Below are 14044 nucleotides of genomic sequence, written 5' to 3' on the forward strand. Positions count from 1 at the left end.
AAAAGGGGTACTTGTCATGGTGACCCGATCAGGTCGAACGTGACAAATACCCCTTTTACAATGATCTATGACCAAACATTCGAACCTGCATCGTTACAAAAACTGCTTCATAATATACTCCTGCTCCAGAGGTGTAATCACGGTGCGCTCCACGGGTGGACCTTCTGTCAGATACTCTGCCACTTCAGCCACACGATTGGACTCCAGCTCCGCTGTAAATACGAGATTGGCCATCCCTAATGTCTCAACCAATGTTCCCCGCGCTTTAGCGTGAAGCATGAATAAGGTATATAAATCCGGTCTTTTCAACTCCGTCATTGCCCGGGCGATCAAAGCCAAATCGGCTATGTTGTCCCCCATCGGAGGATGCGCTTTAGGCTGTCTCTTTAAGCCAAAATCGCACCACAAAATGCGCCGCTCCTGTACATCAATAATGGCTGGTATACAACTACGGGAATCTGCCGTCAGATCGATTCGCTCCTGTACCGTTGAAGGTTCGAACATTTCATCCGACTGTGGCGCCTGACGCATCATCCAGCCAGCATAACACTCCGGCAAATCCTTGAAAGCATTATCCCTGAATGCGTTAACCATGATTACAATATAACGTGCACCTAACTTAGAAACGGACGGCAAATGCAGATCCAAATACTTCGCCTTTCCATCCGGTGCAGTCACCTTAAGCCCGCTATTTGCAGCTACATATTCATTCGATTGCAGAGGGGTCCGGGTTGTTTGACCCATATCATGCCAGTTCGAATCATACAGAACACCTGACAGATCGGAATTCACACATTCGATTCGCTCCTCACCGCCCAAGCCTTCTCTCCACGACAGAAAAAAACGAACGGTATCTCCTGTGGGTAACGATATCCATGACGCACGCGATAGAGCTCGAAGAGATTCGCTTGCCCTGCGTTTTCCCGATGGAACTGAAAACTCTTGAAGTCTTTCATCAATGTATACATTACCGAGTGGTGGAAGTACCGCAAATCGTTTCAACAGTGTATGCTCTACCGCCGATATCACCGCATGAACATCCTCAACGTTGAGGGGCGGCAGCGGCTGAGTGGAGACATACAGATTTGCCGTGTTGCCTTGGGGGAAAAAGCTCCTCCTGACCTGAAACTGCGTCCGTGTGCCGAAATGGGCCAACACTCGAAGAAGCGCCCTTGTCGATACCTTGTCTGCCACAGTTTCCATTTTGCCAATAACTTGTTGTACCGGAACTCCGGAACGTATCATTCGGTCCAGCTGACCGACCATCTCTCCCGGACGTTCCGCGAGCGTCTCCACAATAAGCTCGTTATCCATCTGTTCAAATGCCCGCTCCACTCTGCCATGAAAGGTAAGCGGGTGTCCCCCAAGTCGCAACTGGTCCAGCGCTGCTACTGCCACTGGATAACGGTATCGATATTCACCCGGATGCAGTCGCTCGGCCAATCTCTGCCAGCTTCCTTTATATCGAAACAAATCTTCCAACGGGTCCGAAGCATTCTCCAATAAAGCAAATATTACCCGTCGTTCAGATCGGGTAAATGAACGGAAACGGGTATTCTCCTTCAAACTGACATCTCCATCGGAACACGCCACCGCCAGTCGCAATATATCTGTTGCCGTGCGCAAATGCCGCTGGAATTGCTCCACCGAAGCACGTCCCGCCTTTAATAAAGCAGCACAATAAACGGCGGCATTTTCCCTCACAGGTATTTGCCCTGCCTCTGGCTCAAATGCGGACCAGCCTTCGTACTTTGTTGCAAACCAGACCAACTGCTCTTTTGCAACTGGCGATAACGCTGATTTCGCTGTAAGCAGGTTCATTCCCACTTGGTAAAAATCTGCTTCACTGCCGAGATGAATCACACGCAGTTGCAACTTGTTCAGCAGTAATATGCGCTGCTCCTGTTCAAAAGACTGCTGTCTCCAGGAATGCATCAAAGCATTTAAATAAAATTTACTTTCCTGAATATTCATTTTTCGCTTAGGAAATTTCGGATACACGAGGATTTCCTTTAAATTGATTCCTTTCATCTTTCGAATCTCTTCCATCAATTGCTCAAACCAGAAAACGAATCTCTCACGTTCCCAGGTATTCAGCACATCTATCAGTTTCGTCGAAAACGTATATCCCAGCGATTCCAAATTTCTCAGTGCAGTCGCCAATATACGCACAGGCAGCTTGCCCTTGCGCTCTGCAATGATCACTTTCAAATTCCTGCTGAAATAGATTGAGAATAAGTCCATCACTTGTACTCTCCCACATGACGATAATATATTCAGCATTGGTATACTTGGCCTAGCTTGTGGCGGTTCTTCATATGTATGACACAATCCAAAAACTAAAAAAATCAGGGAAGCGGCACCCCTAATACCATTGTAAGAGTTCAGAAGGAAGGGATACCATAGCCTGATTAATGCATATTATATCTTATAATTGCAGATTAGAGAATATCACATCGAAAAGAGAGCGGCAGAATACCACTTCACCCGAAAGATAAAGTTATTCTGACCGCTCTCTTTACGTTTATTTTTCACCGCTATTCACTTGCCAGATTATCCGTGCTGACGTGCCGCTTGACGTCCGGCGATCCGAGCTGTAATTAATCGGTGACTCTCATCAATCTCTTCCGGTGTGCAGGCTGCTTTCAACTCATATACTTTGACCGGAGAACGATCAATGATATCCAGGAATGAATCAAAAAACGCCATGTCCTTACTATGGATATATGGACACCAATGATCCGACAAGCCTACCGTCTCATGGATATGAACCCCAACGACACGGTCGATCAATTCATTTGCTTCGCGTGCATTATCATAGAGCCCCATTCGGTCCATCATCATACCGTGACCAATATCGTACCATAAGCCGAGTGGAGCCCCTTTCATACCGCGGATAAGTGCGCCCGCCTCCTGCAGCGTCGGCATTTGGTAACAGCGTGATCGAGTCTCAATGCCGAAATTCACTCCGTATCCCCGCTGTTCAGACAATTCACACACTTCTTCCAGACTCTCCTGAATGCGCTTCAGGTAATGTGCGCTACTCGCCTCACGCTTCTCCAGCATCTCTTGCCACAATGATTGATAGTCCGAGGAGTCCGGCCCTTGATCGTGATATATCTTTTTCAATGCTTCATCAATGTTATATTCAAACGGCACCTCACCTGGATGCACGACGACTGCCTTCGCACCATACCGGTGTGCATACTCGGCTGAACGGAGCAGCAGTTCAATGGCCCGCTTACGACGAGGCTCATCGTCGAAACCGAGCAGAACTGAATCGGTCCCATAATCGGGATCAGCTACATGTGGGAACGTGTTGTGCACACTGGATATGCCGATTTCCCCCCGCTCAATCATCGGTTCAATTGTTTGCAACAATTCGTCCGTAACGTTATAGTTCAGCTCCACCTGTCTGAACCCTAGGGATTTGATCTCCTCCATCATGCCCTGACCCGTAGTGTGTCGTTTGATGTTCCAGCAAGTTGAAAATGAATATTCCTTTTTGTCGGTAAACATAGCTTTGTCCTCCTATATGCGATGTTCAACCCGTTCAATGTCTGATTAATCTTCTCTATTTTTAAATCAGCCTAGCTGATGTTTAATTCAAATCTCATTTTGTCCGCGTTAACGGTTAAGCCAATTTCGATCTCGTTCCATCCATCCAACTTACCTTTATAATTATTGAAGTAACGCCCTTATTCCAATGACTCTTGCTGAAGATTCAACATCGTTTGTTGTAACGCCACCTGCACTGCTCCAGTGACTACAGCCCGCTCGCCAAGCTCTGAACAGATCAGTGCAGGCTTCGCCGGGAATTGATCAGATACGATCTGTCTGAGATGCGGCAATAACACATCCCCATTTCCCCCAATGCCTCCGCCAAGTACAATGAGATGGGGAGCAAGAACGACGCAAATATGCCGCAGAGCCGAAGCAATCATTTGGCTGTATTGTTTCAGAATCTGCACAGCCTGCGTTTCTCCACTTCGCGCAGCTTCGAACAGTTTCTCAGGAGTCAGGTATTCACGAAGAGCTTCTATACCAGAATCAGGATCCTCAAGTAGACTGGCATCCAACTGACGCTTGGCCAGTTCCATCAGACCATCAGCAGATAGGACATCCTCCAATCGATGGCCCTCTTCCAACAACATCTCCGCGAGCTCGCCTGTCAACCCGCCCATACCTCGAAGCAATTGCCCGTTCACCATGATGCCTGCGCCCGTTCCAGTACCGATGGAGAAAAAAACAAACAGATTGGAATCTTCTGCTGCAGCTCCCCTCCTGTACTCCCCCAGTGCAGCCAGGTTTACATCGTTCTCCAGAATCACTTCACACGGGAAGGCCCCCGACAATGATTCAAGCGAGAGCAACTTTTCCAATCCCTCTAAAGGGGCAACGATTCGATCAATATCTCCAGAGTCCGGCAGTACAACGCCAGGAATGCCAAAACCAACACATCGAATCTGATCCCAATTCAATTGATTCTCCGACAGCAAGTCATCCATGTGGCTTCGAAGAACATCAAGGGTTGCAGTCTCTGCTCGATCACCACTTTGGACCGATAACGTTGGATACGTTCTGTACTCCATAATTTCACCATTCAGATCAGAGAGTGCGAATCGAATTCGGGTTGCCCCAATATCGATGCCACAGACATAATAAGCTGATTCGTTGAATTGAATGAGTGTTGCTTTGCGACCCTGAGCATTATCGGCTCTACCAGTTTCCAGCACCAAGTTTCGTTCAATGAGATGTTCAATTGCTGACGACACCGTAGGTTTGCTGAGTCCGGTCTGACGACTGATATCTGCCCTGGACATCGCACCAGTTGCAATCAGAGCATCCATAATCAAATTCTCGTTCAGATTGCGGATATATTGCGGTGAGCCAGACATTTTATCGCCTCCTTTTATAGTTAGTTAAGTTTCTTAACGAATTAAATTCAATATATCATCGGGCTTGATACGTGTACAGCTTTTTGTCAGTATCGGATGATCTGATTTCAAAATCAAGGCCTGATCTCATCGTGATCATTTAATTCGAAATTACACCACATAAATCAAAAAAAGCCGCAGTGATAAACACCGCAGCTCCTTACTTCCTTATATATACGCTTCATTACGATTTGGACAATTCGATGAACCCTTCACCAAATACGTCACGCACATCATGGATCGTTATGAAAGCAATTTCGTCCTCCGCTCGCACAATCTTCTTCAGCATTGGAACTTCTTGTTTGCTAATGACAATATATAAGATCTCTTTCGGGTTCTTTGTATAGTATCCATGACCAGACAGGACAGTCACTCCCCGATCCATCTTCTCAATAACCTGCTGAGCAATAGCATCCTGTTTGGTAGATATAATCGTAACTGCTTTTTTCGGATTGAGCCCTTCAATAATGAACTCCATCGTTTTGGTGCCGACGAACAACATGACAATCGTACACATCAAACCTTGCGGCCCTATAATGAAGAAAGACGAGAACGCCACGATCAAATCGAAGAATAACAGTCCATAACTGATGTTCCAATCCAAATATTTGTTGGCAAGTCGGGCCAGAATAACCGTGCCCGCCGTTGTGCCGCCTACTCTAACAATCAAGCCGATACCCAGACCGGCAAATAATCCACCAAAAATGGTATTGATCCAAAGCTCGTCCGATGCAATCGTCCAGCTCTCGGTCAGGTGCAGGAACAGCGAGTTGAATACCACCGCAATAATGGTATACACCGTTGTTGTTCTGTCCAGAAACTTATACCCCACAAGTAGCAAAATACCATTCAGGAGCAAGTTCATCAGTCCCGGAGACCACTCAAAAAGGTAATACAAAATAATAGTAATCCCCGTAACGCCGCCTTCAGCCAGATCATTCGGGATGACGAACAGGTTTACTGCAAGTGCAAACAGAAATGCACCCGCCATAATAAATAGAATATCCGTTATTCTTTTCTTCATCATGCACTCCATCCAATCCATCAGAAAATCAACCTATCAACCAATTTCATAAGTTGTCATAACCACTCAATGATAGATTCTACCATGCCATGAACAAAATTTGTATACATAATACAAATTGTTGCGCGAATTGTACAAAGGAATTCGAAATCAGTGCTTACTTAGGCTCTGCAATGCAGTTTAACTTCATCCACCCATGACAAATGTCATGGGTCATCATTGATATTCATCATTACAGTGTACTGACGTTTATGACTTACTGCACTGGACGCATTCTTATACAATGATAAAAACGCCTCACTTGGAGACATCTTCCCAGGAAGCGTTAGGTTATAACTGATTACAGTTATTGACCATTGAAGGAGGACGTACGTCAATGAGCAGATCCAAGGAAATGGCGCTAAAAAAAGAAGTCACCCCTTATGAGAAAAACAATCTTCGCCTGAGTATCCAACAATTAGTGAATTCCATACTGCCATTATTATTATTATGGGCCGCAGCGTACTATAGCTTGTCCGTGTCCTACTGGTTAACATTTCCGATTGCCCTCGTAGCCTCGGGATTTGTACTTAGAACATTTATCATTTTCCATGACTGCTGTCATGGTTCATTCTTCAAAAGCAAACGTGCCAACGACATTCTCGGCACCATTACAGGTGTACTAACCCTTACGCCTTACCTGCAATGGAAAAACGAACATTCCATTCACCACGCCACCAGCGGCAATCTGGACAAACGTGGAGTTGGCGATATCTGGGTGATGACAGTTGAGGAATATAAAGCCGCTTCTCCTTGGGGTCGTCTATTCTACCGGATTTATCGTAATCCGTTTGTCATGTTCGGTATTGGTCCCATCTATGTGTTCCTTTTTGCCTACCGCTTTAACCGTAAAGGCGCAAGACGTAAAGAGCGCATCAATACGCATCTATCAACAGTTCTGATCGTTGTCCTGTACGCTTTTATGTGCTGGCTAGTCGGTTGGCAGGCTTTTGTCCTGGTGCAGGCACCCGTCTTTTTCTTCTCCGGCTTCTTCGGCATCTGGCTGTTCTACGTACAACATCAATTTGAAGATACGTACTTTGAGAATGAAGATGAATGGAGTTATGTGAAGGCTGCTGTAGAAGGTAGTTCATATTACAAATTGCCTAAACTGCTTCAATGGATCAGCGGCAATATCGGGTTCCACCATGTGCATCACTTGAGCCCACGTGTTCCCAACTATTATTTGGAAGAAGCACATAACGCAACACCGCCACTGCAAAAGGCTACAACGATTACGCTACGTTCCAGTCTGGCTGCCCTGCGCTTCCGTCTGTGGGACGAAGAATCCAAGCAATTTGTCAGTTTCAGAGAGATCAAACGCTTATCTCGCAAGCCTTACGTTCAACCACCAATTCGAGTAAACAACCAAGCGGGTCTGACAGAGAAGCCTTAACTCTGTCGGATTCGTTTTCTTGTATTCAGGCTAAAGTCATGCTACAGTCAGGCTAAGTTTGAGTACAATGCAAGTCCGAGGAGGAGAATTTTCATTCAAAAGTGGATGCAGCTCTTTTATAAAAATACAGGTTTAAATCCGTATGTATGGCTCGTCTTTTTCATCCTGCCCTTCTATTATATTTCGCAATATTCCAAATTGTGGCCTATGGTTGCGGGCATTTTCATCATTCTGTTCTTCTTTGTTTGTTATCTGCTTGCCTTTATCACAAAGGGCTGGCAAGTCTATATGTGGATTGGACTCTTGATCGCCATATCGATTACGATGACCATCGCTTATGATTATGCCTATTTCTCATTGTTTCTTGCTTTTTTTATTGGGAATATTAAAAATAAAGCTGGTTTCTTCACCCTCTATTCGGTGAACCTGGCAGCCAGTTTTCTAACCATTAATTATAGTTTCATCAAACAGAGTACCCTGTTGCTCAGTCAGTTCCCGTTTGTATTCATTACTCTTATGGCATCCATTCTGCTTCCGATCAGTACGTATAACAAAAATAAGCGTGAACAGCTGGAAGGCCAACTGGAGAATGCCCACAAACGGCTGGATGATCTTGTAAAAATGGAAGAGCGGCAACGTATCGCACGCGATCTGCACGATACACTTGGACAGAAGCTCTCTCTTATCGGTCTGAAAACCGATCTGGCGAAGCGTCTGCTTCGCATGAATCCTGATCAGGCCGAGATTGAACTGAACGATCTGAGACAGACGGCAAGTACGGCCCTGAAAGAAGTCCGGGAAATGGTAACGACTATGCGTGGAACACAACTGGTGGATGAACTGTTCCGTGCCGAACAAATTTTGAAGGCCGCTTCCATTGAATTTGTACTTGAAGGCAATCCGAAGTTACAGGATACGTCACAGCTCAATGAAAATGTACTCGGCATGTGTCTGAAAGAAGCTGTTACAAATGTGGTCAAACACAGTCAAGCAGCGGTATGCACCATCCGTATTGAGGAAACACTGGCCGATAATGTATTAACGGTTCAGGATAACGGGGTCGGAATCGAACGTACTCGCAAGCAAGAACGGCGCGGAACCGGAATCTTGGGGATGAAAGAACGACTTGAATTTGTGAACGGTTGTCTGGATATTCGTTCCGGAGCAGACATGGAAGGTACAGGCATTGTCATCCATGTTCCCAAGCTGGTCCGCAAACCGATAAAGGAGGTTGAACAATGATCAGGATCGTAATCGCCGAAGACCAACGTATGATGCTGGGGGCATTGTCTTCCCTACTCAATCTGGAAGAGGATATGGAAGTGGTAGGACGCGCAAGCAATGGACAGGAAGCCCTTGCTCTCGTCAGGGAGCATTCACCAGATATCTGTCTGATGGACATTGAAATGCCCGTCAAAAGTGGCCTGGAGGCCGCTGAGGAGCTTAAAGGAATGAACTGTAAAGTCATTATTTTAACAACCTTTGCCCGGACCGGATATTTCGAACGTGCTTTAAAAGGTGGTGTACGCGGTTATCTGTTAAAGGATAGCCCGATCGAGGAACTGGCCGAAGCAATCCGCCAGGTCATGAATGGAAGACGTATTTTTGCACCCGACCTGGTGGACGAGGCTTATGTTCAGGAGAACCCGCTGACCGAACGTGAAAATGCCGTTCTCGGCCTGATGGCAGACGGTAAAAATACAAAGGAAATAGCCGGACATTTATTTATTACAACCGGTACGGTGCGAAATTACATCTCTATTATACTCAACAAGTTAAATGCAAGTAACCGCATTGAAGCCATCACCCGTTCCAAAGAAAAAGGGTGGTTTAAATGAAAGTACCGCTTTAACCCAATGAAACATAAATAAGCAAGGTACACCTTCCCATCGGTGCACCTTGCTTATACAAGGGTAGGTTGGTCTGGAGCATTCACCCCGGGCCAGCCTATTTCCTTTTGGTGTTTTTTTGATGCCATTCTATTTTACAGAAACAACCATGCCCAAAGCTTCCAGTGGCACCTGCTCGGTCTGGAGCTGATGAATCTGCTTGCCATCTTGCCAGGAAATCGTTACATTAACGCTTTTACCACCGCTTGGGTACTGCACGTTTACGAATCCTTTATCCTTTGGTGCAGGCAGTGTATGGGACTCCAAATACTCCACTATTCTCTTCGCAATGCCCGGATTATTCATGTTATCTTCGGAAATGGAACGAATCTGTAACGTCCATCTACCTTCTGTCCAAGTCAGATACTGACTGCCCGCCGCGCCTTCAGTCATACCCTTGATACCATGTCCCAGATCCACTGTCATATCCTTCGGAAAGTCTTTCAAATCTGTCTCAGGGAAAATATCGGTGCTGTTCGGATCTTTATATGTCTTCACTTCATAGGATGCCAGAACAGGCACTTTACTGCCAGAGGCCGTCAATGAAGCATCATTCACCGCAACAGGCTGGTCAGTGGAATAAAAGTTAATGTGAAACGCATCTGAAGTATTCGATGTGATCGATGCAGTCAGATGTTTTCCCTTTTCCAGGGAAAATGAAGTAGGAAACGAAGCGTTCTTCATCTTCAGCTGACTGCGAATGTCCTTAATGACATCGTTCGCACTTTGCTGGGTTTGACCTTTACTGCTCGTTTCCGAATTCGGTGTCCCGCTTCCTGCAGAACCTTCTGTCCCCGGTGTTCCTGTGGTATCTGTTCCGCTTTCTTTCGTTCCATTGGAGAAATCGGCTCCTCCACTGCCTGACTGAGCCTGTTCGCCAGCCGCGTGGGACGTGTTGTCCGCTGATGATGGTTTGGTATCCTGACCACCACACCCCGCAAGAGCAAGCAGCACTGCTGTTGTCACAGGAATCGTCATCCATAATTTAGGTTTACTCATGTTGTTGTCCTCCTTGAAGCCATTATTGGAATCAGTTTACATTGTTGTCTAGCCTGAATTTTTAACGTTTGTCATTCCAGAAATTCACGGGCTGTACTTTCTTGGTCAACACTTCAAACTGGTAGCCTTCTGCTTTCAGTGTTTTTAACACTTGCGGAAGTACTTTCAATGTCGCTTCCTGGTCGTGCATCAGTACCACAGGGGTGGTTCCGCTCTTTTGCACGTTATGAATCTGCTTCATCACGCTGTTGTAGACTTTCTGGTGATCCTTCTTGTATTTCCAATCCTCGGAATCAACATTCCAATCCCACAGATGGAATCCCCCTTGACCCAGTAGAACATTGCGATATGCCGGTTTGAGATATGGTTTGCTGCCGTACGGAGTACGAACGAGGCTGGTTTTGACGCCTGCCACTTTGTTCAAGCTTTCATTGGCCTGCTGCATTTCTTTCAAGCCGCTGTATGCGGATTTATAAAATTTACCGGGAACATGCGTTACGCCGTGCAAGCCCAGTCCATGTCCGTCTGCAACAATACGCTTAGTAGCCTTCTGAAACTTCTCCATTTGAGGTCCAAGCATGAAGAATGTCGCCTTGGCATTGTACTGATCCAGGATATCCAGTAATTGTCCCGTGTGGGCGGTCGGCCCATCATCGAAAGTTAGATATATGATCTTGGAGCTCGCTTTATTTCCAGCATGCTTGGATGCGGATGAGGCAGCTGAAGCCGACTGCGGCAATAACAATGGAATGATCAATAGAATAGCAAGTGCGGTGATGAACGTTTTACGAATATGTAGCATAATAAAAGTCTCCCTTATGTCTTGTATTTCCCCGGGTGTCTATGTTTCTCTCATTGCAGCCCTTGGCGATAATCCTAATACTATCAAAAAGAGTGCGTCCCATTCTCGCTTCAAATGCTACGTTCGAGTTACACTTTTGTCAGATTACCCAAAAAAATAAAACGAATTTGATAGATTTGCTCGAAAAAGAACATCCGTCGGGATAGATCAATGTTGACATATATTCTATTAACCCAAATTGTGGTTTCTGATAGAGTCATTTCTGGAATTTATATGAAGCAAGCGAAGAAGCTTAAAATGGTATAACAAAAAAGCCTGCTCGAGAGCAGACTTTTCATATGTAGATCGATTTTCTTGTCGTTCGGATCAATCCTGATTGCTTTGCTTAGTTCCCTCTTACTCCGCAGGAGCTGTGAACGAACGTTTACCAAATTCGGCGTCCAGCATGTAGAAAGCATTGCTGTCTTTTTCGATTCGGCGCAATTTCTGGATGATATTATCAAACAGTGCTTCCTCTTCGACTTGCTCATCGATGAACCATTTCAGGAAATACATCGTGGCATGTTCACGCTCATTCAAGGCAATGTCAGCCAGATTGTAGAATTTCTTCGTATTTTGCTGCTCGTGTGCATATCCATGTTCGAACACATCCAGCATCGAGGAATATTCATTCTTCGGTTCTGGCAATGCAGCAAGCGTAGCGCGTTGTCCGCGGTCATTCAGGAATTTGTATATTTTCATCGCGTGGAACCGCTCTTCCTCTGCTTGTACGATGAAGAAGTTGGCAAATCCGTCCAAGCTTTCGCCGGAACAGTATGCAGCCATCGCCTGATATACGTGAGCCGAATAAAATTCGAAGTTCATCTGTTCGTTCAAAGCTTCTGTCAACTCTTTACTCATTAGGGGGTACACCTCATTCTTTCTCTAGGGATGGTTTTATTTTATCATAACGTCCGCATGACCGATATCGAAACTTCTACAAAATTCGCCAATGACTGATTGCATCTCTTCCTATATAATTACATAGTTCTCGCTCTAAAATCATTTCAATCTGGAAGGCAGGCCTTTTTATTTCATGAACACATCTTCTTCGCAGCTCAAAAAAACAATAGGTATGCCGCAAGCTGTTGCGCTTTATATAAGTGCAGTTCTCGGTTCAGGTGTCCTGATTGTACCCGGACTTGCTGCCGAACTGGCAGGGCCGGCTTCACTTCTCGCCTGGGGAGGCATGGTGCTGCTGATTCTTCCGCTTGCCCTGTCCATGGGATTACTCTCAGCCCGATACCCGGACGCAGGCGGTGTATCCCATTTCGTTACCCTCGCTTTTGGACAACGGGCAGGAGCTGTAGTTGGCTGGTTCTTTCTAATGTCCGTTCCCATCGGTGCTCCAGTAGCTGCACTTACAGGTGCAGGCTACATGACAGCTGCACTGGGACTCGGGGAAGGATATAGAACAGCGATTGCCGCCCTCATGCTGGCGGCTGGACTGATCATTAACATCGTAGGTATGCAGGTCGCCGGAAAGGTACAGATTGGCGTTGTGCTAGCGATTATTATCGTGCTCGTCATGGCATTTGTATTTGCTATTCCGAATATGGAATCCATACATTTCACACCATTTATGCCAAGTGGTTGGGTCAGTGTGGGACAGGCTGGAGCCATTCTATTCTGGTGTTTTATCGGTTGGGAAGCTGTATCTCACCTGTCTGAAGAATTTACTGATCCACGCAAGGCAGCTATTAAAGGTGTAACGATTGCAGCCATCATTGTAGGTGTGCTCTATTTCCTGACTGCACTGGCGACAGTCGGAACTCAAAGCTATCTTCATGGCGGAGCAGATGTCTCTCTTGTATGGATTATTAGTCAGGCTCTCGGTTCCTGGGGTGGATTACTTGCTGGGCTGACTGGCATATTTATTTGCACTGCTACCGTCATTGCATATGCTGGTGCTGCATCCCGAGTCGCCTATGCACTGGCAAGACAAGGATCTGCCCCGCAATGGATGTCCCGCTTATCCCGTCGGTACCATACACCCATTGCTGCAATTGGCTTCCTGGCCATCTGCTTTACTCTAGTGTTGTGCATATACGGATCAGGCCTCGTGTCACTCACGACACTTATTCAGTTGCCCAATGCAACCTTTATTCTCACCTATCTTGGCGGATGCGCAGCCGGAATACGTTTACTCAAGGGCAGTCGTACTGGTGTAACCATCAGTTGGATTTCCTTTGTGGCGACGGCCATTGTGTTCCCTTTTGCCGGGTGGGCCGTTCTCTACCCTGTGGTGATCGTTGTCATCTACGGCTTAGTCAGCCGCAAACGACAAGACAAAATATAAACAAAAAAAGCTCTGCCGCGATGGCAGAGCTTCCTTTATTCATCTGGAAAAAATCATTATACCAGGAACGCTTTGGAGATGATAACCAACAGGATGAACAGAACCAGAATGGCGCCTACAGAAGTAAAACCTCCGTATCCGTAGCCTCCTCTTGTTTCTCCACCTAATACTTCGCTCATTGACCGTACCTCCTCTGCAACAGGTATGGGTTATCTTATGCAGGGAGAACAGATTTGACAGGGCGGATGCCCTGTTTCAGATCCTGTTTATCATTTTTTCAATACCGTGGAGAATCAATGCGCATAATATCCAAGAATGGCACTTTGGCCGTAAATTCTTCCTCTGTATACTCAACATGTACTAGCCGAGTACGTGAGTCCAACTTCACAATGACCCCATGAACCTGATCTTCCTTGCCCCATACGGTCAGCAACACTTCCGAACGTTCATGAAACGCCTCAACCAGTTGGTTCCCCAGCTCTTCCAGTTCAAACTCGTCCCGGGTAGGTCTTTTTGCAACTTTTGCTTTTGCCAATGTAGCGGCCTCCTCTATAGCTAATCCGACGTCCCGAATCCACGGGTTATTTGCCGAGGTCATATTTAATTAGTATACCATTCAT

13 protein-coding genes are annotated in these 14044 nt (G+C 46.1%); 4 read left to right on the forward strand and 9 right to left on the reverse strand.

What is annotated here, in order from left to right; translation table 11 throughout:
- Window positions 1-93: 93 nt before the first annotated feature.
- The 4 genes from MHB84_RS31055 to MHB84_RS31070 all read right to left on the reverse strand — a co-directional run bounded on the left by MHB84_RS31055 (window position 94) and on the right by MHB84_RS31070 (window position 5961).
- Window positions 94-2244, reverse strand: coding sequence for a hypothetical protein (locus MHB84_RS31055; protein WP_076291017.1), 2151 nt, complete (start codon window positions 2242-2244; stop codon window positions 94-96).
- 309 nt (window positions 2245-2553) lie between these two features.
- Window positions 2554-3519 carry a sugar phosphate isomerase/epimerase family protein gene (locus tag MHB84_RS31060; protein WP_076291016.1) on the reverse strand — a complete coding sequence of 322 codons (966 nt, stop codon included), beginning with the start codon at window positions 3517-3519 and terminating at the stop codon, window positions 2554-2556.
- A 179-nt stretch (window positions 3520-3698) separates the two neighbouring features.
- Window positions 3699-4898 (reverse strand): ROK family transcriptional regulator, encoded by a 1200-nt coding sequence (locus tag MHB84_RS31065; RefSeq protein ID WP_076291015.1) that lies wholly within the window; start codon window positions 4896-4898, stop codon window positions 3699-3701.
- A 223-nt stretch (window positions 4899-5121) separates the two neighbouring features.
- Entirely contained in the window at window positions 5122-5961 is an 840-nt protein-coding gene (locus MHB84_RS31070; RefSeq protein WP_062324740.1) for a YitT family protein, read from the reverse strand.
- A 376-nt stretch (window positions 5962-6337) separates the two neighbouring features.
- Between MHB84_RS31070 and MHB84_RS31075 the strand changes: the two genes are divergently transcribed.
- The 3 genes from MHB84_RS31075 (at window position 6338) to MHB84_RS31085 (ending at window position 9234) form a co-directional block, all read left to right on the forward strand.
- Window positions 6338-7396, forward strand: coding sequence for a fatty acid desaturase (locus MHB84_RS31075; protein ID WP_076291014.1), 1059 nt, complete (start codon window positions 6338-6340; stop codon window positions 7394-7396).
- 93 nt (window positions 7397-7489) lie between these two features.
- Window positions 7490-8638 carry a sensor histidine kinase gene (locus MHB84_RS31080; protein WP_076291013.1) on the forward strand — a complete coding sequence of 383 codons (1149 nt, stop codon included), beginning with the start codon at window positions 7490-7492 and terminating at the stop codon, window positions 8636-8638.
- Window positions 8635-9234, forward strand: a complete 600-nt coding sequence (locus MHB84_RS31085) for a response regulator transcription factor (protein ID WP_076291012.1) — start codon at window positions 8635-8637, stop codon at window positions 9232-9234. The genes MHB84_RS31080 and MHB84_RS31085 overlap by 4 nt, the downstream gene beginning before the upstream one ends.
- 141 nt (window positions 9235-9375) lie before the next feature.
- Here the strand turns inward: MHB84_RS31085 and MHB84_RS31090 are convergent, their stop codons facing one another.
- From MHB84_RS31090 to MHB84_RS31100, 3 genes are all read right to left on the reverse strand, one after another.
- On the reverse strand, window positions 9376-10284 hold the full coding sequence (locus MHB84_RS31090; RefSeq protein ID WP_076291011.1) for a hypothetical protein: 909 nt from the start codon (window positions 10282-10284) through the stop codon (window positions 9376-9378).
- A gap of 61 nt (window positions 10285-10345) precedes the next feature.
- Window positions 10346-11086 (reverse strand): polysaccharide deacetylase family protein, encoded by a 741-nt coding sequence (locus MHB84_RS31095; protein ID WP_076291010.1) that lies wholly within the window; start codon window positions 11084-11086, stop codon window positions 10346-10348.
- Window positions 11087-11482: 396 nt separating this feature from the next.
- Complete coding sequence (locus tag MHB84_RS31100) at window positions 11483-11986, reverse strand: ferritin (protein WP_076291009.1); 504 nt, start codon at window positions 11984-11986, stop codon at window positions 11483-11485.
- A gap of 175 nt (window positions 11987-12161) precedes the next feature.
- On the opposite strand from MHB84_RS31100, the gene MHB84_RS31105 reads away from it, so the two are divergent.
- On the forward strand, window positions 12162-13424 hold the full coding sequence (locus MHB84_RS31105) for an amino acid permease (RefSeq protein ID WP_076291008.1): 1263 nt from the start codon (window positions 12162-12164) through the stop codon (window positions 13422-13424).
- A 56-nt stretch (window positions 13425-13480) separates the two neighbouring features.
- On the opposite strand, the gene MHB84_RS31110 is transcribed toward MHB84_RS31105, so the two are convergent.
- Window positions 13481-13603 (reverse strand): dihydroorotate dehydrogenase, encoded by a 123-nt coding sequence (locus tag MHB84_RS31110; protein WP_099852733.1) that lies wholly within the window; start codon window positions 13601-13603, stop codon window positions 13481-13483.
- 98 nt (window positions 13604-13701) lie between these two features.
- On the reverse strand, window positions 13702-13959 hold the full coding sequence (locus MHB84_RS31115) for a YolD-like family protein (protein ID WP_076291006.1): 258 nt from the start codon (window positions 13957-13959) through the stop codon (window positions 13702-13704).
- Window positions 13960-14044 lie beyond the last annotated feature (85 nt).

Origin of the sequence: Paenibacillus sp. FSL F4-0087 (genome assembly GCF_038020215.1) — a bacterium.
Taxonomy (GTDB): domain Bacteria; phylum Bacillota; class Bacilli; order Paenibacillales; family Paenibacillaceae; genus Paenibacillus; species Paenibacillus taichungensis.

Bases quoted from the DNA above. Each gene is read 5' to 3' on its own strand.
- MHB84_RS31060 (WP_076291016.1), bottom strand. From the start codon at position 3,519: ATGTTTACCGACAAAAAGGAATATTCATTTTCAACTTGCTGGAACATC.
- MHB84_RS31095 (WP_076291010.1), bottom strand. From the start codon at position 11,086: ATGCTACATATTCGTAAAACGTTCATCACCGCACTTGCTATTCTATTG.
- MHB84_RS31055 (WP_076291017.1), bottom strand. From the start codon at position 2,244: ATGGACTTATTCTCAATCTATTTCAGCAGGAATTTGAAAGTGATCATT.
- MHB84_RS31085 (WP_076291012.1), top strand. From the start codon at position 8,635: ATGATCAGGATCGTAATCGCCGAAGACCAACGTATGATGCTGGGGGCA.
- MHB84_RS31100 (WP_076291009.1), bottom strand. From the start codon at position 11,986: ATGAGTAAAGAGTTGACAGAAGCTTTGAACGAACAGATGAACTTCGAA.
- MHB84_RS31075 (WP_076291014.1), top strand. From the start codon at position 6,338: ATGAGCAGATCCAAGGAAATGGCGCTAAAAAAAGAAGTCACCCCTTAT.
- MHB84_RS31105 (WP_076291008.1), top strand. From the start codon at position 12,162: ATGAACACATCTTCTTCGCAGCTCAAAAAAACAATAGGTATGCCGCAA.
- MHB84_RS31110 (WP_099852733.1), bottom strand. From the start codon at position 13,603: ATGAGCGAAGTATTAGGTGGAGAAACAAGAGGAGGCTACGGATACGGA.
- MHB84_RS31070 (WP_062324740.1), bottom strand. From the start codon at position 5,961: ATGAAGAAAAGAATAACGGATATTCTATTTATTATGGCGGGTGCATTT.
- MHB84_RS31065 (WP_076291015.1), bottom strand. From the start codon at position 4,898: ATGTCTGGCTCACCGCAATATATCCGCAATCTGAACGAGAATTTGATT.
- MHB84_RS31090 (WP_076291011.1), bottom strand. From the start codon at position 10,284: ATGAGTAAACCTAAATTATGGATGACGATTCCTGTGACAACAGCAGTG.